This is a genomic window from Faecalimicrobium dakarense, from assembly GCF_000499525.1.
Taxonomy (GTDB): domain Bacteria; phylum Bacillota; class Clostridia; order Peptostreptococcales; family Peptostreptococcaceae; genus Faecalimicrobium; species Faecalimicrobium dakarense.
This window is the reverse complement of the sequence record NZ_HG529419.1, coordinates 1-19506: the sequence shown is the minus strand read 5'-3', so window position 1 is coordinate 19506 and position 19506 is coordinate 1. Positions and strand designations below refer to the sequence as shown.

General features: G+C 31.4%; 21 protein-coding genes, 4 tRNA genes and 1 riboswitch. Of the genes, 2 read left to right on the top strand and 23 right to left on the bottom strand.

Annotated elements, in window-relative coordinates; genetic code table 11:
• On the bottom strand, window positions 1-356 hold a 356-nt coding region (locus BN899_RS16155), incomplete at its 3' end, for an S-adenosylmethionine synthetase N-terminal domain-containing protein (protein ID WP_042277583.1).
• 210 nt (window positions 357-566) lie between these two features.
• A riboswitch (SAM riboswitch) is annotated at window positions 567-671 on the bottom strand.
• A gap of 236 nt (window positions 672-907) precedes the next feature.
• On the opposite strand from BN899_RS16155, the gene yyaC reads away from it, so the two are divergent.
• The gene (yyaC, locus tag BN899_RS16150) at window positions 908-1315 is read left to right on the top strand and encodes a spore protease YyaC (RefSeq protein WP_330362588.1); all 408 of its coding nucleotides are present in this window, start codon (window positions 908-910) and stop codon (window positions 1313-1315) included.
• The gene (locus BN899_RS20870; RefSeq protein WP_334291374.1) at window positions 1260-1418 is read left to right on the top strand and encodes a DUF1256 domain-containing protein; all 159 of its coding nucleotides are present in this window, start codon (window positions 1260-1262) and stop codon (window positions 1416-1418) included. Before yyaC ends, BN899_RS20870 begins: the two co-directional genes overlap by 56 nt.
• A gap of 111 nt (window positions 1419-1529) precedes the next feature.
• On the opposite strand, the gene fabZ is transcribed toward BN899_RS20870, so the two are convergent.
• The 22 genes from fabZ to BN899_RS16040 all read right to left on the bottom strand — a co-directional run bounded on the left by fabZ (window position 1530) and on the right by BN899_RS16040 (window position 19504).
• Window positions 1530-1958: a 3-hydroxyacyl-ACP dehydratase FabZ gene (gene fabZ / locus BN899_RS16145; protein WP_042277581.1), complete on the bottom strand. Its 429-nt coding sequence runs from the start codon at window positions 1956-1958 to the stop codon at window positions 1530-1532.
• 19 nt (window positions 1959-1977) lie between these two features.
• Window positions 1978-2997, bottom strand: a complete 1020-nt coding sequence (mreB, locus tag BN899_RS16140; RefSeq protein WP_042277580.1) for a rod shape-determining protein — start codon at window positions 2995-2997, stop codon at window positions 1978-1980.
• Window positions 2998-3155: 158 nt separating this feature from the next.
• Window positions 3156-3422, bottom strand: coding sequence for a sporulation transcriptional regulator SpoIIID (gene spoIIID / locus BN899_RS16135; RefSeq protein WP_042277578.1), 267 nt, complete (start codon window positions 3420-3422; stop codon window positions 3156-3158).
• A gap of 98 nt (window positions 3423-3520) precedes the next feature.
• Window positions 3521-4177, bottom strand: coding sequence for a M23 family metallopeptidase (locus BN899_RS16130; RefSeq protein ID WP_042277576.1), 657 nt, complete (start codon window positions 4175-4177; stop codon window positions 3521-3523).
• A gap of 177 nt (window positions 4178-4354) precedes the next feature.
• Complete coding sequence (gene spoIID / locus BN899_RS16125; RefSeq protein WP_042277574.1) at window positions 4355-5410, bottom strand: stage II sporulation protein D; 1056 nt, start codon at window positions 5408-5410, stop codon at window positions 4355-4357.
• A gap of 80 nt (window positions 5411-5490) precedes the next feature.
• Window positions 5491-6744: a UDP-N-acetylglucosamine 1-carboxyvinyltransferase gene (gene murA, locus BN899_RS16120; protein ID WP_042277572.1), complete on the bottom strand. Its 1254-nt coding sequence runs from the start codon at window positions 6742-6744 to the stop codon at window positions 5491-5493.
• Between the two features lie 22 nt (window positions 6745-6766).
• The gene (locus tag BN899_RS16115) at window positions 6767-7504 is read right to left on the bottom strand and encodes a YwmB family TATA-box binding protein (protein ID WP_042277570.1); all 738 of its coding nucleotides are present in this window, start codon (window positions 7502-7504) and stop codon (window positions 6767-6769) included.
• 110 nt (window positions 7505-7614) lie between these two features.
• A complete protein-coding gene (gene glmS / locus BN899_RS16110) occupies window positions 7615-9444 on the bottom strand; it encodes a glutamine--fructose-6-phosphate transaminase (isomerizing) (RefSeq protein ID WP_042277568.1) in 1830 nt (609 codons plus the stop codon).
• 313 nt (window positions 9445-9757) lie between these two features.
• Entirely contained in the window at window positions 9758-11104 is a 1347-nt protein-coding gene (gene glmM / locus BN899_RS16105; protein WP_042277566.1) for a phosphoglucosamine mutase, read from the bottom strand.
• A gap of 166 nt (window positions 11105-11270) precedes the next feature.
• On the bottom strand, window positions 11271-11813 hold the full coding sequence (locus BN899_RS16100; RefSeq protein ID WP_042277564.1) for a 2-oxoacid:acceptor oxidoreductase family protein: 543 nt from the start codon (window positions 11811-11813) through the stop codon (window positions 11271-11273).
• Between the two features lies 1 nt (window position 11814).
• Window positions 11815-12570, bottom strand: a complete 756-nt coding sequence (locus tag BN899_RS16095) for a thiamine pyrophosphate-dependent enzyme (protein ID WP_042277562.1) — start codon at window positions 12568-12570, stop codon at window positions 11815-11817.
• Window positions 12570-13646 carry a 3-methyl-2-oxobutanoate dehydrogenase subunit VorB gene (locus BN899_RS16090; RefSeq protein WP_042277559.1) on the bottom strand — a complete coding sequence of 359 codons (1077 nt, stop codon included), beginning with the start codon at window positions 13644-13646 and terminating at the stop codon, window positions 12570-12572. The genes BN899_RS16095 and BN899_RS16090 overlap by 1 nt, the downstream gene beginning before the upstream one ends.
• Window positions 13647-13671: 25 nt before the next feature.
• The gene (locus BN899_RS16085) at window positions 13672-13887 is read right to left on the bottom strand and encodes a 4Fe-4S binding protein (RefSeq protein ID WP_042277557.1); all 216 of its coding nucleotides are present in this window, start codon (window positions 13885-13887) and stop codon (window positions 13672-13674) included.
• 40 nt (window positions 13888-13927) lie between these two features.
• A complete protein-coding gene (locus BN899_RS16080; protein ID WP_042277554.1) occupies window positions 13928-14605 on the bottom strand; it encodes a hypothetical protein in 678 nt (225 codons plus the stop codon).
• Window positions 14606-14636: 31 nt separating this feature from the next.
• The gene (gene buk / locus BN899_RS16075) at window positions 14637-15731 is read right to left on the bottom strand and encodes a butyrate kinase (protein ID WP_042277551.1); all 1095 of its coding nucleotides are present in this window, start codon (window positions 15729-15731) and stop codon (window positions 14637-14639) included.
• 18 nt (window positions 15732-15749) lie between these two features.
• Window positions 15750-16652, bottom strand: a complete 903-nt coding sequence (gene ptb, locus BN899_RS16070; protein WP_042277549.1) for a phosphate butyryltransferase — start codon at window positions 16650-16652, stop codon at window positions 15750-15752.
• 258 nt (window positions 16653-16910) lie between these two features.
• Complete coding sequence (locus BN899_RS16065; protein WP_042277546.1) at window positions 16911-18107, bottom strand: CdaR family protein; 1197 nt, start codon at window positions 18105-18107, stop codon at window positions 16911-16913.
• The gene (cdaA, locus tag BN899_RS16060; protein ID WP_042277544.1) at window positions 18104-18943 is read right to left on the bottom strand and encodes a diadenylate cyclase CdaA; all 840 of its coding nucleotides are present in this window, start codon (window positions 18941-18943) and stop codon (window positions 18104-18106) included. Before cdaA ends, BN899_RS16065 begins: the two co-directional genes overlap by 4 nt.
• A 161-nt stretch (window positions 18944-19104) precedes the next feature.
• Window positions 19105-19181, bottom strand: a tRNA-Arg gene (locus tag BN899_RS16055).
• A 10-nt stretch (window positions 19182-19191) separates the two neighbouring features.
• Window positions 19192-19266: transfer RNA gene (locus BN899_RS16050), tRNA-Gly, on the bottom strand.
• 69 nt (window positions 19267-19335) lie between these two features.
• Window positions 19336-19411: transfer RNA gene (locus BN899_RS16045), tRNA-Asn, on the bottom strand.
• A gap of 16 nt (window positions 19412-19427) precedes the next feature.
• A tRNA-Asp gene (locus BN899_RS16040) sits at window positions 19428-19504 on the bottom strand.
• Window positions 19505-19506 lie beyond the last annotated feature (2 nt).

Genomic DNA, 19506 nt, shown 5'->3' with positions numbered 1-19506 from the left:
GATGTTTGTCCATCTCTATTTTCTAATGCTTCATCAACACCCATAGCTATATCTCCTGATTGTTCATCTATAGAAGTTATAACTGCACAAGTATCACAGTCAAATCCGTATTTTGCCCTATTGTATCCTATCTCTCTTACTGTTTCTCTTACTATTTTAGGTATATCAGCATATGCTTTTGTTGTTATTTCTCCGGCTACAAGCACTAGTCCTGTTGTTACTGTAGTCTCACAAGCAACTCTTGATAATGGATCTTGCTTTAATAATTCGTCTAATATTGCATCTGATATTTGATCACATATTTTATCTGGATGCCCTTCTGTTACTGATTCTGATGTAAATAAATGTCTTGCCATTTTAGTTCCTCCTTAGTTTATAATTTCTTGGTTTAATTTCTACCATATACAAATCCAATTATGAATGTCTTTTAATTGATTTCACTTTATATATTTAAAACCTTACGCTATATATTAAGAGGTAATAGTTTCATAATTATTACTGAATAAAAAAACCTCTTCTTATGCAAGAAGAGGTTAATTTTGTATATTCAATACATTAATTAACTAACCTCATCTCTCAAGACATCTAGTCTTGTAGGATTTAGCACCTTTTCCCTAATGGGTGGTTGCTGGGCTTCACAGGGCCTGTCCCTCCGCCGCTCTTGATAAGGTAATCAAGAAAGTTATTAAGTTCTTTTTTACTATTTCATTACTATCTATATTACTATTTTTATAAAATCATGTCAATAATTTTTAGACTAATTTTAATATCTAAAATATTATTGCCTGTACTATATGAACTATATAGTATCCTATTTGGCACCCTTTTCATATTATAAATTATGTAGCCTAAGAAAGGTATTTTTTAAATTAGAAATTCATATATTTCTTTTGAAGGGGGTGTGCCTATGTATTTAGCCAAAGTGAATTATAAAAAAGAGAACGTTGTAGAAGTATTGAGCTCAATACTTAAAGATTTAATCGATGAAAATACAGTTGTAGTTTGCATAGGAACAGACAGAGCTATCGGAGATGCTCTAGGACCATTAGTTGGTACAATGTTGCAAAATAGTGATTTTAAATACCCCGTTTACGGTACATTAGATAATCCTATCCACGCTTTAAATATATACGAATCTATTGATCATATAAAACAAACTCATCCAAAAGGAAATTTTCTAGCTATAGATGCCTGTTTAGGATCAAAAAGTAGTATAGGTAATATACAAATTAGAGAAGGCCCAATTTTACCTGGAAAAGGTGTTGGAAAAAAAACTCCCTCAAATAGGAAACCATTCTATTGTAGGAATAGTTGATAAGATAGATGAAAATAATAGGTTTTCATTTAATAATGTACGACTTAGCTTCATAATAGAATTAGCTGAAGTAATTTCGTTAGCTTTATTACTTTCTACCTAAAAGATTCGTCAACACGTTACTCAAAATATTCGTCAACACGTTGCTCAATAAAAAACTCGCACCATTATATTAGTTATACCTAATATAATGGTGCGAGTATGATTTTTTATTTTATTTTTGTACAAGAGCAAACATTAAATCTCCACTACAAACAAGATCGTCTCCAACATAAGCTTTCGCTGTAGCTTTACCAATGTTTCTTCTTAAAGATAGCATTTCAACTTCCATAATTAGCGTATCCCCAGGTCTTACTTCTTTTTTAAATCTTACCTTATCTATACCTGCAAATACACCTAACTTACCTTTGTTTTCTTCTATAGACATCATCGCTACTGCTCCAACTTGAGCCATAGCTTCAACAATTAAAACCCCTGGCATTATAGGATATTCTGGAAAATGACCTTGGAAAAATGGTTCATTGGCTGTAACATTTTTAATACCTACTGCTTTTTTTCCTTCTTCTAATTCTATAACCTTATCCACTAATAAAAATGGATATCTGTGTGGTATTAACTCTTTTATTTGATCTATATTTAACATTGAAATACCTCCCTAAATTTTATTTTCTTCTAAAGGTACCACCTGTTTCAAGTAAGTCTAAAGACCCTAGTGCGCTTCCTGTTCCTTTTGCAACACAAGCTAAAGGTTCATCTGCTATTGTAACCTTTATCCCTAGTCTTTCTTCTATTCTTTTGTCTAAACCATGTAATAAGGCTCCTCCACCTGTCATTATTATACCTGTATCACTTATATCAGCTGCTAATTCCGGTGGTGTTTTTTCTAATACATTATGTGCTGAGACAACTATCTGCTCAGCGCATTCATCAAGAGCACTTAAAATTTCTGTTGAATTTATTTCTAGAGATACAGGTAATCCTGTAACTAAATTTCTACCACTTACCTTCATAGTTTTTTCTTCTTCTCTTTTAAATGCACATCCTATTTCTATCTTGATTTTTTCAGCACTTCTTTCTCCGATAAGAAGGTTATGTTGTTTTCTCATATATCTTACTATGGCTTCATCAAACCTATCTCCACCTATTTTAATAGATTCGCTCACAACAGCTCCTCCTAAAGATATTACGGCTATGTCAGCTGTACCCCCACCGATATCTATTACCATGTTCCCATTTGGTTGAGCTATATCTATACCTGATCCTATTGCAGCCGCAATTGGCTCTTCTATAATATATACATCTCTTGCTCCGGCTTGTCTTGTAGCTTCTTCTACAGCTCTTTTTTCCACTTCCGTAACACCAGTTGGAACACAAACCATTATCCTAGGCATAAAAAATCTTGAGAATCCTTTTTTGTCTACAACTTTATTTATGAAATAATTTAGCATTTTTTCAGTTACATCATAGTTTGAGATAACTCCATCTCTTAATGGTCTAATAGCTACTATATTTCCAGGTGTTCTACCTATCATCCTTCTTGCTTCTTCACCTACTGCTAAAACAGAATTTGTTCTTTTTTCTATTGCTACAACAGATGGCTCCTCTAATACAATTCCTTTACCACTAACATACACTAATACATTAGCAGTACCTAAGTCTATTCCTATATCAGCTCTCGCCATTTTTTCAACTCCTTTTTATATTTATTTATATTTAAACTTGTCGTTTTTTTGCAAATACTCCTATATTACAAAATATACAAAAACCAAGTTTAAGTCAAGGAAAAGTTTCTTCATTTTTTAAGTAACAAATTTATTTTATAAATAAAAAAATGTAGGCTTTAACCTACATCTTTTTTTATATCTTTTTCATATTTAAGTTTTGTTGCCATACCGCCTCTTATGTGTCTCTCAGATTTATTCTTTTCTAAAACCATCTTAACTTCTTTAGCTAAAGATGGATTTATTTCCTCTAGACGTTCTGTTACATCTTTGTGAATTGTACTTTTACTCACTCCAAATGTTTTTGCAGTTTGTCGTACCGTAGTGTTTCTTTCTAGTATATATTTTGCTACAACGATAGCTCGCTCCTCTATATGAGATCTCAAGACTTCCCCCCCTCACATACTAGCCTTAATCATATATATGTAGCATTTCAAAAAAATATAACAGACTTAATCAAATTTGATTAAGTCTGTTATATTTTTTATTTTATTAAACTCATTGGGTCTATGTATTCTTTTCCTTTGAATGCTTCTACATGTACGTGTGATCCATCTTGTCCTTCAACTGAGCTTGTATTACCTACAGTTCCTAATACATCTCCTGATTTAATTTCTTGGTCTTTTTTAACCTTTGTATCTTTTGATAAATTAGAATATACTACTGTTGTATTATCACTTTTTACTTTAACTGAAACGCCGTGTTGATCATCTGTAAATACAGATTCAACTTTACCGTTTAATAAAGACTTAACTTCAGAACCGCTCTTTGCACTTATATCTAAACCTTTATGTATTTCCCATACATCTAATGTTTTTGAATAACTTGGTTCTTTTTCTGAATATTCTCTAATTACTTTAGTTCCTAAAAAACTTAATTTTGAATCATTTTCCTTAGCCTTTTCTTTAGCTTTTTCTAGGTTTTGCTCTGAATCTGTTGTTGTTGGTACTACATTTTTATTATCTTTTTCTATTAATTGCAATTCATCATCATTTTTATCAGCTTGATTTACAAATCCTTTATTAGACGCTAATTCATCTACATTATTTTTTGTAAACCAAACCCCACCAATCGCTAACAAACAAACACACGCAAATAAGGCTAAGTAAAAACCATCTTTTTCTAATAGCTTTTTCTTCATACAGCACCTCCAAATATTTATGTATTTATATTGTTGGCGTTAATTTCTATTTTTATACAATTTATGAATTTTTTTGAATTATATATTTTATTAAATATTTATATATATTGTAGTAACTTAAATTTTCACATTAAAATAAACTCTATAAAGCAATTTTTTTGCTTTATAGAGTTTATTTTAATATATATCAGTTATATTAGTTCCTGTATAATAATGAGACAATATTTCATAGTACTTATAGCCTTCTTCTGCCATACCTTGAGCTCCCCATTGGCTCATACCTACTCCATGTCCATATCCTTTTACATTAATTTTTACAGAATTATTTTCAAACTTCATATCAAAATTAGCTGAGTTTAAATTTAATATACTTCTAACATCAGTACCCTTAATTTCTTTATTCCCGATTTTAATACTTTCTACAGCTCCGCCTTCACTTCTTTTTTTAATCTTTACTTGATTACTTAAATTACCTGCATCTATTTTGATATTACCATAACTTTTCTTAAATAAGTTCACAAAGTCACTATTGCTTAATTCTAATGCCGATATATACTTAGGAGCACTTTTATCATATGGGCTATCAACTGATTTTAAATATGGATATGCTGAAGAGAACACCTCTTCACTATTCTCAGTTTTTCCAGATGATGTTGAAAAATATAGTGTCAATATAGGTTTTCCTTTATATGTAATAATTTGACCTTTAGTCTCATTTACTGCTTGCTTTATTTTTTTATAAGAATTTTCCATCCAAGCTTTACCATTCTTCTTTTCTAGCTCTTCTGGACTTTTATATTCTTGGCAATGTCTAAAATCTGTACATACAAGTGCATTTCTATGCTTACTATTTGGACCTTGATTTTCTTTATATTTTACATAAGTTCTTGCTGCTAGAGCTTGAGCTTTTAAAGCCTCTATATCAAACTCTGAAGACATTTCACCTGCTAAAACTCCATATAAATACTCTTCCATATTCATTGCTTGAATTTTACCTAACTTATGATTATATACATTAATAGTAGGTGTTTTTTTATCTATAGTTTCATAATTTATTACTTCTTTTTCTTTTTCTTTTTTAGTGTTTACTACTGGTGTTTTAGTAGCTACTTCTTTTATTTCTTTTACTTGTGTACTAACATTAATATCATCATATGATACTACGCTTATAAGTATTGGAATTGATATTGAGCAAACTACTACACCTGCTAAAATCAATAAAGGGTTCTTCATATACTTCCTCCTTAGTTTTCTTATTAACATTAAAGTATATGAAAAACCCTATTCTTTTATTACATTAAATTACGTGCTTATTAATCTTCTACTATCTTTATATTTCCACCTAAAGCCGTTATTTTCTTATCTATATCAACGTATCCTCTTTGGATGTGGTATATTTCACCTATTTGAGTTTCACCTTCAGCTATAAGTCCACATAGTATAAGTGCTGCACCTGCTCTTAAATCTGTAGCATTTACTTTAGCTCCATGTAATTTATCAACACCATTAACGATAGCGCTTCTACCTTCTATCTTTATGTTTGCACCCATTCTATTAAACTCAGCAACGTGCATAAATCTATTTTCAAATACAGTTTCTATAACTACCCCTGATCCGTTAGCTACAGTAAGCATAGCCATAAATTGAGCTTGAACATCTGTAGGGAATCCTGGGTGAGGTAATGTTTTTATATCTATTGGCTTTAGAGTCTCTGGTCCTATTACTCTAACTGCACTATCTAATTCTATTATTTCACATCCAGCTTCCTTTAACTTAGCTGTAACTGGCTTTAAATGCTCCATCATCACGTTTTCTATTGTTATATCACCTTTTGTCATAGCTGCTGCTACCATGTAAGTTGCTGCTTCTATTCTATCAGGTATTACATTATGTTCCGCTCCATGTAATTCCTTAACTCCGTTTATTTTTATAGTATTAGTACCTGCACCTTTTATGTTAGCACCCATTTCATTTAAGAAGTTTGCTAAATCTACTATTTCTGGTTCTTCCGCTGCATTTTCTATTATAGTAGTTCCTTCTGCAAGTGCAGCTGCCATCATTATATTTTCAGTAGCTCCAACTGATGGGAAATCTAAATATAATTTAGCTCCTGTTAATTTTTTAGTAGTAGCTTCAACGAATCCATGATCCATATCTACATCAGCACCTAAGTATTTAAATCCTTTTAGATGTAAATCTATAGGTCTAGTACCTATAGCGCATCCTCCTGGCATAGATATTTTAGTATGATTGAATCTTGCTAATAACGGTCCCATAACTAAGAATGATGCTCTCATCTTTCTTACAAGTTCATATGGTGCTTCACATGTAGTTATGTTAGTTGCATCTACAGTTAATGTAGTACCTTCATATTCTACTTCTGCTCCTAGATGTCTTAATAAATCAGATATAACATGTACATCTCTTAAATTTGGAACTCCTCTTAATGTAGATTTTCCTTTTGCTAATAAAGTTGCTGCTATTATTGGTAAAACTGCGTTTTTTGCTCCATCTATTTTAACGTTCCCCTTAAGCGGGTTACTTTTGTTAACTATTATCTTTGCCATTTTATTGACCTCTCCTCATTAATTAATAATCTAATTTTATAATTGGCGTAGCAATATAGATGATCGTTTTTTCGTCATCCTCACTATACCTCATTCCTATATTCAAATTTATCTTATCGCCTAAGTATTCTAAGTAATTATCCTTTAAAATTTTGCTATATGCTGTTATAGATATAAAGTTTTCTTCCTCAACTCTATCTATTTCTTTAGCATTCATATTATATAATATTTCTTGAAAAATATCATCATATTTATTCATCTGTAACTTTTTTGTGTATTCTCCCGATATACACGTATTTATGTCAACTTTTTGAACATGTTTGCTTAACGTATTTTCAAGAATTGTATAAATATCCACTATATTTTTATATACTTTATTTTCTAATATGTCAACCATAATATATGCTTCTTCGTCATTTTTTTTAATTCCAGAAATCGAAATATTTTTTCCATCATTCTGAACTTGTGCATATATCTGGTTTTGGTCCTTATTCCAATTTTCTTCCCACTTCATATTACTCTCTTCAAGTCCTAAATTGTTAATAATTTCCACAAATATATCTCTCATCTCATTATTAGATATATCGTAATTTATAACCCCATTAGCCTTTATATTATAAAATTTAAAATTCGCTTGAGTATCATTAAAAGTTTGTATTAACTTATTGTATTCATTGTTTGACCTAATATCAGCATATGATATTACTATTCCAATTATCATCAGTAATATAAAACTTGTAATTAATTTTAATATTTTCATAAAAAATCCCCCTTAAAATCATCATATTTATAATATGATTATTGACAATTTTAAGGAGGATATACTTTATATACTATGTTAGTATTTTGTTTTTAATTGTTTAAATTTTATTATTCAACTGTTACTGATTTAGCTAAGTTTCTTGGCTTATCTACATCACAGCCCCTTTCAACTGCAACGTAGTAAGATAATAATTGAAGAGGTAATACAGTTAATATACTTGATAATATATCATCTACATTTGGTATATATATTACCTTATCAGCTGCTTTTTCTACTTCTACATTTTTCTCTTGAGCTATTGCTATTACATAAGCTCCTCTTGCTCTAACTTCTTCCATGTTAGATACCATTTTTTCAAATAGTTCTCCTTGAGTAGCTATAGCTATAACTGGAGTTCCTTTTTCTATTAAAGCTATTGTACCATGCTTTAATTCTCCAGCTGCGAAAGCTTCTGCATGTATATAAGATATTTCTTTTATCTTTAATGCACCTTCCATAGCTAGGTTGTAATCTAACCCTCTACCTAGGTAGAATGCACTATGAGCATCTTTTAAAGTTTTAGAAACATCATCTTTGATGTAATCTTCTTGTTCTAATGCTTTTGAAACTTTTTCAGGCATTTCTTTTAATTTTTCTATCATTTCGTTGTAGTATTCTTTAGTTATAGTACCTCTCTTTATAGCAAAATCTAAAGCTATCATATAGAATGATACTAATTGAGTAGTGTAAGCTTTAGTTGATGCAACTGATATTTCAGGTCCTGCCCAAGTATAGAATACATCATCAGCTTCTCTAGCTATAGAAGAACCAACAACATTAGTTACTGCTAATATTCTAGCTCCTTTATCTTTAGCGTATCTTAAAGATGCTAGTGTATCAGCTGTTTCTCCTGATTGACTTACTAATATTAATAAAGTCTTGTCATCTATAAACGGATCTCTATATCTAAATTCAGATGCTATATCAGTTATAACTGGTATTTTAGCAAATTTCTCTATAGCATACTTTCCAACTAATCCTGCATGGTATGCAGTACCACAAGCAACTATATAAACTCTATTTATTTTTTCTAAGTCTTCCTTAGTCATTTTTATATCATCTAATTGAATTTCTTCATTATTATTTAATCTTCTTATTAAAGTCTCTTTAACTCCATTAGGTTGTTCGTAAACTTCTTTTAACATGAAATGTTCATATCCACCTTTAGATGCAGCTTCAACATCCCAAGTTATTTCAGTAACTTCTTTTTGAACAACTTCTCTATTTTCATTTAAAACAGTTAATTTATCTCCAACTATATGAACAAATTCACCATTTTCTAAGAAGTATACATTTCTAGTGTATTTTAATATTGCTGGTATATCTGATGCTATGAAGTTTTCTCCATCTCCAAGTCCTACTACTAATGGACTGTCTTTTCTTACTGATACTAATTCATTTGCATTATCTTTGCATATAACACCTAATGCATACGCACCTCTTAATCTTTCAGTTGTTTTATAAACAGCATCTAGTAGATTTCCTTCATAATACTTATCAACTAAATGTGCTACAACTTCTGTATCTGTTTGAGATAAGAATACTACACCTTCAGCTTGTAATTCTTCTTTTAATTCACTGTAGTTCTCTATTATTCCGTTATGAACTACTGCTATCGTCTTATCCATATTGAAATGAGGATGAGAGTTTACATCAGATGGCTCTCCATGAGTTGCCCATCTTGTATGTCCTATACCAAGACCACCATCTATAGGGTTCTTTTGTAAATCTTCAGCAAGTATTGCTAATCTTCCTTTGAACTTTCTTATTTCTAAGTAATTTCCACCATTTACTGCAACTCCTGCAGAATCGTATCCTCTGTACTCTAATTTAGAAAGTCCTTCTATTAGTACCTCTGTTGCTTGTCTGTGTCCTAAATATCCAACTATTCCACACATATTAAATTCCTCCTAAAAATATTATTTTATATATTTTTAGAGGTAGGTCATGATTACTTAAATTTCCCTTTGTCCAAAGAATTACTTCTAAGATTTAAGGAAATCCTCACGATGGTAACCACACCGCAGAGCATCCGCCGATAATTCGATAAACTCTGACCTCGTCAACTTAGTAGCCATGAAGTATTTGTATTTTGTCAATTACTAAGTTCTGGCGCTTATAAGTGAATACTAAGATGAATATCTTAGCATATCACTCCCATTAATTATTGCTTTAGGGTTATACTTTATTATCTCAGTATTCACTTTTAAATTACGATAGTTTTTCTTGTATAAGGTTAGCTAAGTTTGTAGCTAATTCTTTTATTTGACCTTCCTCTTTACCCTCTAGCATAACTCTTACTAATGGTTCTGTTCCTGATGGTCTAATTAATACTCTACCACAACCATCTAGTAACTCTTCAATTCTTTCTATTTCACTTTTTATTTCTGGATATTCCATATATCTATTCTTATTTTCATTTTTTATTCTAGCATTAACTAGTACTTGTGGGTACTGAGTCATTACTGCTGCAAGATCTGATATTTTTTTCTCTTCTTCAAGTACTATTTCAGCAAGTACTAAAGAGCTAAGTACACCATCACCTGTTGTGTTGTAATCTAAGAATATCATGTGGCCTGATTGTTCTCCACCTAAGTTATATCCACTATTTTTCATTTCTTCTAGTACATATCTATCTCCTACAGCAGTAGTAGCTAATTTTATTCCATGCTCTTTAGCTGCTATAGTAAGACCTATATTACTCATTACTGTAACTACTAATGTATCTTGTGCTAATTTACCTTTATTTTTTAAGTATATAGCACTTAATATCATTATATGATCTCCATCAACAATGTTTCCATTTTCATCAACAGCAATTAATCTATCAGCATCTCCATCATATGCAAGCCCTAAATCTGCTTTGTGCGCCAGAACAGCTTCTTGTAGACTTTGCGGATGTGTTGATCCACACTTATCATTTATATTATTACCATCTGGTTCACTATTTATAGTTACTACACTTGCACCTAATTCATCAAATACTGTTGGTGCAACTTTATAAGCTGCTCCATTTGCACAATCTAAAACTACTTTTAGCCCTTTAAAATCAACATTTATTATAGATTTTAAGTAATTTATATAATCTCTTTGTGCATCATGTTGGTGTATTTTTTTCCCAACATTTTCTCCAACTGGATGATAATCTACTTTTTCTATATTGTCAATATATTGTTCTATATTTAATTCTAGTTCATCATCAAGTTTATATCCATCTTTATTAAAGAATTTTATTCCATTGTATTCTACTGGATTATGTGATGCAGATATAACTACCCCACAATCAGCATTGTATTTTTTAGTTAAGTAAGCAACACCTGGTGTTGGTATTACTCCAACTGTTATAACATCACACCCAACAGACATAAGACCTGCTGTTAATGCGGATTCTAACATATCTCCAGATACTCTAGTATCTTTTCCAACAACTACCTTAACTTTTTCTTTTCCTTGAGCTAGTACATATCCACCTGCTCTTCCAAGCTTATAAGCTAAGTCGCATGTTAATTCCGTATTAGCAATTCCTCTTACTCCATCAGTTCCGAAATATTTTCTCATGAAAAAATCTCCTTCCATTATGAAAAGCATATCAAATTATAATATATTATTATGTGCATATAAATGTGCTTAATTCTCTATTTTTAGTCATAAAATCATTTTAATACGTATACGATAAAAAGACAATAGAAATAATTCTATTGTCTTTTTTTTGTTATTATTTGTTTTATTTTACTGCGTTTGAACCTTTTTGTAAAGCATCTTTATTTAATGGAACAAATTTCTCCTTGCTAGGACCAAAAACTTTTTTAAATGCTTCTAATACTGAATCCGTCTCTACTGTTTGATTTGCCTCTAAATACGCCCCTAGCATTACCATATTTGCAACCTTTGGATTACCTAATTCTATAGCTAAATCATTTGCTGGAATATAGTAAACTTCAACATCGTCTCTTTCTACTTTTCTCTCTATTAATGAACTATTTACTAATATTTTTCCACCTGGTACTACTTCACTTTCAAATTTATCAAGTGATGGCGAATTCATTACTATTGCACACGTTGCATCACTTGCTATAAGAGGTGATCCAACTGGTTTATCAGATACAGTTACCGCACAGTTAGCTGTACCTCCACGCATCTCCGGTCCATATGAAGGTAACCAAGAAACTTCTTTTCCTTCTAGCATTCCTGCATAAGTAAGCAATTGTCCCATTGACATAACACCTTGCCCACCAAACCCTGCACATATTACTCTTTCTGTAGACATGCTACTTCACCTCCTGAGTTAAATCAACATCTTTTATATTTCCTAATGGATAATACGGAATCATGTTATCTCTTAACCATTTTAGTGAATCATTAGGAGTTAATCCCCAGTTTGTTGGACATGTAGATAATACCTCTACTATACCAAATCCAAGTCCTGCTTGTTGTACTTGGAATGCTTTTTTTATAGCTTTTTTAGCTTTTCTAACATTAACGGGTGTATCTACAGAAACTCTTTCTACAAACACAGCACCTGGTAATGTTGATAACATTTCACTCATTCTTATTGGGAAACCTTGCTTATCTATTTCCCTACCATATGGAGCTGTAGTAGCTTTTTGGCCAACTAATGTAGTTGGAGCCATTTGTCCACCTGTCATTCCATATATAGCATTATTTACAAATATAGTAGTGAATTTTTCTCCTCTAGCCGCAGCATGAACTATTTCAGCTGTTCCTATAGAAGCTAAATCTCCATCTCCTTGATATGTAAATACTGTTTTATCTGGGTGAACTCTTTTTATACCAGTCGCTGCCGCAGGAGCTCTACCATGAGATGCTTCTTGCATATCACAATTAAAATACTTATAAGATAAAACTGAACATCCAACAGGAGCTACTCCTATAGAATCTCCTATTACATCTAATTCTTCTAAAACTTCTCCTACTAATCTATGGATTATACCATGTGTACATCCTGGACAATAATGAGTTTGAACATCTGTTAATCCTTCAGTTTTCTTGAATACAACAGCCATTATTTAACACCCCCTGTAGCTAATTCTTCTTCTAATACCAAAATCGCCTTATCCGCTATTTCGTTTGGAGTTGGTGCCATACCTCCAGCTCTTCCATAGAAATGAACTGGTAATTTACCTTCAATTGCTAATTTTACGTCCTCTACCATTTGACCCATGCTCATTTCAACTGTTAATAATGTTTTAGCTTCTGGTATATTTTCAAAAGCTGCAAATGGGAATGGCCATAATGTTTTAGGTCTTATAAGCCCTGCTTTTACACCTTGTTCTCTTAATATATCTATTGAATTTTTTACTATTCTTGATGTTGTACCATAAGCCACGAATACTATTTCAGCATCTTCAGTTTTATACATTTCACATTGAACTTCATTTTTTTCTATTTCTTTATATTTCTTATCTAATTTTATACAGTGTTGTTCTAGTATTTCTGGCTCTAAGTATAGAGAGTTTATTATATTAGGTTTTCTCTCACCTTTAGTTCCTGTTGTTGCCCAATCTTTTGGTTGTAGCTCTCTTTTTTTCATTTCTTTAAACTCTACAGGTTCCATCATTTGGCCTATCATACCATCTGCAGCAACCATAACTGGAGTTCTATAGAAATCTGCAACATCAAAAGCTTCTATTATCATATCAACAGCTTCTTGTACAGTAGCAGGTGCGTACACAGGTGTTCTGTAATCTCCATTACCTCCACCTCTTGTTGACATAAAGTAGTCAGCTTGAGATGGCTGTATACTACCAAGACCCGGTCCACCTCTCATCACATTTAGTACTACACATGGAAGTTCTGCTCCTGCCGCATAAGTTATCCCCTCTTGTTTTAGAGCTATACCTGGTGAAGATGAAGAAGTCATAACTCTCGCTCCTGCTCCTGCTGCTCCATAAACCATATTTATTGCAGCAACTTCAGATTCTGCTTGAACAAATACTCCTCCAATTTTAGGTAACTCTTTAGACATGTATTCTGGCACTTCATTTTGTGGTGTTATTGGATATCCAAAAAAGTATTTACATCCAGCTTCTATAGCCGCTTTTCCAAATGCTTCATTACCCTTCATAAGTATTTTAGCCATTAAAAACCCCCCCTTTATATTTTAATTAAAACTTTTCTACTGTAATAACCTCATCAGGACACATAGTTGCACAGTTTGTACATCCTATGCATTTTTCCATATCAACAACTGTTGCAGGGTTATATCCTTTTTTATTAATTTTCATTTTATCCATTGCAACAATTTGTAATGGACATGCTTGCACGCATAGCCCACAACCTTTACAACGGTCTTGATTAAAAGATACTGTTCCTTTAGCCATTAAAATTCCCCCTTAAATCTTTCATATATTTGAGCTCAAGTTACATCCAGTCTTCCCTCATATAAAGTTTAATTGGAAAAACTTCTCCCTTTAAGTCTTTAGGTAGCTGATCTACTAAACTTTCCATGCATGTAACATATTTTATAGGTATATTAGTAGCGTTAGATACCTCCTCTACTAATTTTTGACCTCTTAAAATATCATCAATAGTAGTAGACCTTATTAAATGTGTATTATTTATCAGGCCTGTTACCTTTAGCTTAGAGGTTCTTTCTATAGCATTTATATGATGAATAACTTGGTCATAAGTTTGAGTTTGCTCTCTATTTGCATTTACTACACAAAACATATCATATTCTTTTTCTTTTATTTCATTACTAAATCTTCCTACTAATCTAGCTCCAACATCATCTCCTCCTATATCCATAATATAATCATAGGATTCATCATTTATTGGTGTCACAACCTGAGGTGAAATTGCTGGTAAATCTAATGTTGGCGCATTAATTGAGCTATCTATAGCTAATATATCTAAAGACTTTAATAAGTCCTTTTTCTCCCTTGTTCTAAAGTAGACATTTACTACATCTAAGTCGGATAAAGCAATTTTACCAGATATATGCGTCCTTAGTTTCGTAACATAATTCATTACAAATTCACTTTTTCCACTCCCATAATGTCCTGTTATTATCCTTATTCTATTATCCTCAGTTATCATAAATATCCCCTATCAAGTCTTAATTTTAGTTTTATATATAGCCTAACTCACAAAGATATTCTTTAGGGCTTTCTTCATTATTTAGAACTCTAAGTCCACCTTGTGCTAAAGCTATCATCTCATCTTCCCCTGGATAAACTCTTACTTGTGATATAAATTCAACATTTTCTTTTATAAGATTTGTAAATTTATTTGAGTAAGCAATTCCTCCCGTTAATAATATTCCATCAACATTTCCTTTAAGAACTGCAGCGCAAGCACCTACTTCTTTGCTTATTTGGTATGCCATTGCTTCATATATTAGTTTAGCTTCCTCATCCATACATTCTATTTTTTTCTCTACATCTCTAACATCATTAGTATTTAAGTATCCTACTAATCCACCACTGCCTTTTATTTTCTTTTTGATATCATTTTGGCTATACTTTCCACTAAAACACATCTTTATTAAGTCTCCTACAGGCAATCCCCCGCTTCTTTCAGGCGAGAATGGACCTTCTCCATCTAATGCATTTGCAACATCAATGACTTTTCCTTTTTCATGAGCTCCTACAGATATTCCTCCACCCATATGAACTACTATAAAATTACATTCACTATATTCCTTTCCTAGCTCCTTAGAAGCCCTTCTAGCAGTTGCCTTTTGATTTAACGCATGGAATATACTCTTTCTATGTATATCAGGAATTCCTGATACTCTCGCTATATCATTCATTTCATCAACAACAACTGGATCTACTATATAGGATGGTATATTAACTGAATCCCCTATTTCCTTAGCTATTATTCCACCTAGATTTGATGCATGCTCTCCCAATACCCCTAACTTCAAATCCTCTATCATAGTATCATTTACAGTGTAGGTTCCACCTTGTATAGGTCTAAGAAGTCCTCCTCTACCTACTACTGCATTTAATTCATTTATATTAATTCCACCTTCTATTAATGCTTCTTCTATTACATTTTTTCGAAATTGGAATTGATCTGATATTTTTTCGTACCTACTGATTTCTTCTGATGAATGTCTTAAAGTTTTTTCGAATACTATATCCTCATCGTCAAACACCGCAATTTTAGTTGATGTTGATCCAGGATTTATCGTTAATATTTTGAATAAGCTATTCATATATATCCCCCTATATTCTTAATTCCCAGCTGACATTAAAACACCTAACGCTATTGAGTTTAATTTTGTTTCTTCATTATCTGCTCTAGAAGTTAATATTATTGGAGCTTTTGCACCAACTATAACTCCTGCATTTTTTGATTTTGAGAAAAATACTAAAGATTTGTATAATATATTTCCTGCTTCTATATCTGGAGCTAATAATATATCTGCATTTCCTGCTACAGGATGGTTTATACCTTTATGATTAGCCGCTTCTATAGATACTGCATTATCTAAAGCAAAAGGGCCTCCTACTATACAATTTTTTATTTCTCCTCTTTCACACATTTCTTCTAATTCCTTTGCATCAATTGTATCTTGCATTTTAGGATTTACTTTTTCTTTTGCGCATAATACTGCTACTTTTGGATTCTTTATATCTAACGAATGAGCTACTTTACATGAATTTTCTATGATTTGCTTTTTTATATTTACGTCTGGTGCTAAGTTCATAGCTGCATCAGTTATAAAAAATAACTTATTATATCCTTCTATATCAAATACAGCAATATGACTTAATACATTACCTGTTCTTAATCCAATCTCTTTATTTAAAACGGCTTTTAGTATTATAGATGTATCTACTAAACCTTTCATAACCATGTCCGCTTTATTTTGAGATACTAGTTCAACGGCTTTAAGAGATGCTTGTTCTAAATCTTTTATATCTATTAATTGGTAATTGCTTATATTTATATCTAACCCCTTAGCTATTTCTTTTGTTTTTTCTATATCCCCTATCAAAATAGCTTCTATTATTCTTTCTTTTCTTGCCATCTCAACTGCTATTAACACTTCTTTGTCTTGACAACAAGCTACTGCAACAATCTTTGGTCCTCTTTCTTTTGCAAATTTAATTACATCTTCAAAGTTTCTCAATTATTACACCTCATTTTAATACATATTAAATGCAGTTTTTAAAATAAATATATGCTAAATCTGACCAAATTATATGTATTTACCTTAAATATCGTTTTCCTCAAGGCTATTTTTTTAAATACATATACAAAATACATCTACTTTTATAGTATATTGAAAACAAATAAGATGCAACAAAAACTACATTAATAATTTTAAACTTGTAGTTTTAATTGCATCTTATCTAGTCAATTTTTATTTAATTTTTACATTTTTTTACTAAATACTTGTTACATTTGGTTCAATTATTATTTGTTTGGCATCATATTTAGTTTCATATTTTATAAAATATCCCCCATCTTCACTAGGTGATTCATTAAAATCTATATATAAAACTATATCTGACTTGGTTGGAGCATCTATATTTTCTCCATGTTCTATACTTACTTTTATATTTCCTGGAACTTTAACCTTATTCATATCTATAGTATCACTTAAGTTCCTTAATTCAACATCTTCAGATGCGTATGTAAGATTACTATTTATATACTTTACAGCGTCTAATTTTATAGTTATATACTTAAATTCTACTGATATACCTTCTGGAATTTCTAAATATATATCCTTAGATGTATCTTCTGTTATAGAAGATAAATCTACAGGCTTTGTATTAATAGCATCTATACTATCTACTATATCTTTTTTACCTTTTATAGTTATCGTTTTTTGACTTATTGTATAATCTTTCAGATTCTCTTCTACTTGACTATTGTTGCTAAACTTTACATTTATAGGAACGGTTTTTTGTTTTAAAAATTTAACATTTACAGTTACCTTAGAAGAATCTAAATGTATTCCCTCTACCTTTTTACCATTTTCATCTACAGGCACCAAACTTAATTCTTTAGAAGAGTCATTAACCTCATCCCCTACATTAAGAGTGGCTACAACCTTTTGAACTTTATTTACTAATACTCTTGGACCAGAAACTCTTACACTATCTTTATCCATAGTAACCGGTTCTATATTATCTCTTGCTTTACCTTCTACATTTACTTCTATAGCTCTTTTTTCTTTTACTAACTTTTCTAGGTTAACTACCAGAACTCCACTTTTAAATTCATGTGTAACTTTACCTGGAACACTTGCCTTTAAATATATCTGATTATTTCCTTCTCCAGCGCTATTTCCTTCAAGGTTATTTATTTCACCGTAAATATGTATATTATTTTTATTTACTTTTTGAAGATTTGAAAGCTTACCTGTTATGGCTATATCTGTAGTTAAATCTACTTCCGGATAAATTACCAAATCCTTGTCTGCAAGTTGATTCATATTAGTTATTTCTACTGGTATATCTTCAAATAGTTTTGTTTCTTCTGGATCTACAACTGCCATAACATACATCCATAGTACTACTGCGCTTAATAACGATATTAACTTTATTCTAGTATTATGTTTTAATTGATCTATCATCTGAATATCCCGCCTTTAAAAAAGCTTTTTTCATCTGTAATAGTTTTCAGATTACTTCTTAATATATTAGTCATCCTATCCTTCGATATATTCCTATATAGCTTTCCTGCTTTAGCTATAGATACATCTCCCGTTTCTTCTGAAACAATCAATGATATACAATCTGAAACTTCACTAACACCTACTGCTGCTCTATGTCTAGTACCTAAATCCTTGCTTAAATCTTTACTTTCTGTTAATGGTAAGAAACATGCGGCTGCTTTAACCTGCGATCCTCTAACAACCACTGCTCCATCATGAAGCGGTGTATTAGGAATAAATATATTTATTAATAATTGTCTTGATACTTCACCGTCTATAATAGTTCCCGTATTTATTATTTCTCCTATTTTGGTTTGTCTTTCCATAATAATAAGGGCTCCTATTTTTTGTCTTGATAATGAATATAGTGCTTCTACTATTTCTTCTATTGTTTTATTAAGAGTTTCTTCTGGTGTATTTAAACCATTTTTTCCAAAAATATTAAACTTGGCTCTACCTATATGTTCAAGGCCTGCTCTAAGCTCTGGTTGGAATATTATAAGTGCTGCAATAACTCCAAAGTCTAATGCATTAACTAATATCCAATATAGTGTATGTAACTTAAAAGTGCTACTAAGTTGTGTAGCTACTAATAACAATAGTATACCTTTAAAAACTTGCTCTGCTCTTGTATCTTTTATAAACATAAATATTTTATAAAATAAGTAAGCTACTATTGATATATCCACTATATCATTTATGGTCAAATTAAAAATTATATCAAAGAAACTTCTCAAAAAAGAATTTATATCCACAGTTAATTCCTCCTGTCTGATAAGTTCTTAATCTTTCACACTATGTATTATACTATATTACTCTAACTATATACAAATTATTTAAAGTTAGTAAATAATTATAAATTTTATTTAAATAATTTTATATAAAAAAAAAGTTCCACTAATGTGAAACTTTCTATTGGTGAGCGCACAGGGATTCGAACCCCGGACACACGCCTTAGAAGGGCGTTGCTCTATCCAGCTGAGCTATGCACCCATATATTATATGGAGCGGGAAACGAGATTCGAACTCGCGACTTCAACCTTGGCAAGGTTGCGCTCTACCACTGAACTATTCCCGCATATTTAATTGGTATTATATATTTAATTTATGCTATATATTAAATTTATGTTACACATTTAATTTATAGTGGCGGGAATAACAGGACTCGAACCTGTGACCCATTGATTAACAGTCAATTGCTCTACCAACTGAGCCATATTCCCGCGTATTAAATTAATTTGGCGACCTGGAAGGGACTCGAACCCTCGACCTCCAGCGTGACAGGCTGGCATTCTAACCAGCTGAACTACCAGGCCGT

What these genes read in the sequence shown, in the direction of transcription:
- BN899_RS16080 (WP_042277554.1), bottom strand. Translation starts at nt 14,605, where the DNA reads ATGATAACTGAGGATAATAGAATAAGGATAATAACAGGACATTATGGG.
- glmM (WP_042277566.1), bottom strand. Translation starts at nt 11,104, where the DNA reads ATGAGAAAATATTTCGGAACTGATGGAGTAAGAGGAATTGCTAATACG.
- yyaC (WP_330362588.1), top strand. Translation starts at nt 908, where the DNA reads ATGTATTTAGCCAAAGTGAATTATAAAAAAGAGAACGTTGTAGAAGTA.
- mreB (WP_042277580.1), bottom strand. Translation starts at nt 2,997, where the DNA reads ATGGCGAGAGCTGATATAGGAATAGACTTAGGTACTGCTAATGTATTA.
- fabZ (WP_042277581.1), bottom strand. Translation starts at nt 1,958, where the DNA reads ATGTTAAATATAGATCAAATAAAAGAGTTAATACCACACAGATATCCA.
- BN899_RS16100 (WP_042277564.1), bottom strand. Translation starts at nt 11,813, where the DNA reads ATGTCTACAGAAAGAGTAATATGTGCAGGGTTTGGTGGGCAAGGTGTT.
- BN899_RS16090 (WP_042277559.1), bottom strand. Translation starts at nt 13,646, where the DNA reads ATGGCTAAAATACTTATGAAGGGTAATGAAGCATTTGGAAAAGCGGCT.
- glmS (WP_042277568.1), bottom strand. Translation starts at nt 9,444, where the DNA reads ATGTGTGGAATAGTTGGATATTTAGGACACAGACAAGCAACAGAGGTA.
- murA (WP_042277572.1), bottom strand. Translation starts at nt 6,744, where the DNA reads ATGGCAAAGATAATAGTTAACAAAAGTAACCCGCTTAAGGGGAACGTT.
- buk (WP_042277551.1), bottom strand. Translation starts at nt 15,731, where the DNA reads ATGAATAGCTTATTCAAAATATTAACGATAAATCCTGGATCAACATCA.
- BN899_RS16130 (WP_042277576.1), bottom strand. Translation starts at nt 4,177, where the DNA reads ATGAAGAAAAAGCTATTAGAAAAAGATGGTTTTTACTTAGCCTTATTT.
- BN899_RS16115 (WP_042277570.1), bottom strand. Translation starts at nt 7,504, where the DNA reads ATGAAAATATTAAAATTAATTACAAGTTTTATATTACTGATGATAATT.
- BN899_RS16095 (WP_042277562.1), bottom strand. Translation starts at nt 12,570, where the DNA reads ATGGCTGTTGTATTCAAGAAAACTGAAGGATTAACAGATGTTCAAACT.
- BN899_RS16065 (WP_042277546.1), bottom strand. Translation starts at nt 18,107, where the DNA reads ATGATAGATCAATTAAAACATAATACTAGAATAAAGTTAATATCGTTA.
- BN899_RS16085 (WP_042277557.1), bottom strand. Translation starts at nt 13,887, where the DNA reads ATGGCTAAAGGAACAGTATCTTTTAATCAAGACCGTTGTAAAGGTTGT.
- spoIID (WP_042277574.1), bottom strand. Translation starts at nt 5,410, where the DNA reads ATGAAGAACCCTTTATTGATTTTAGCAGGTGTAGTAGTTTGCTCAATA.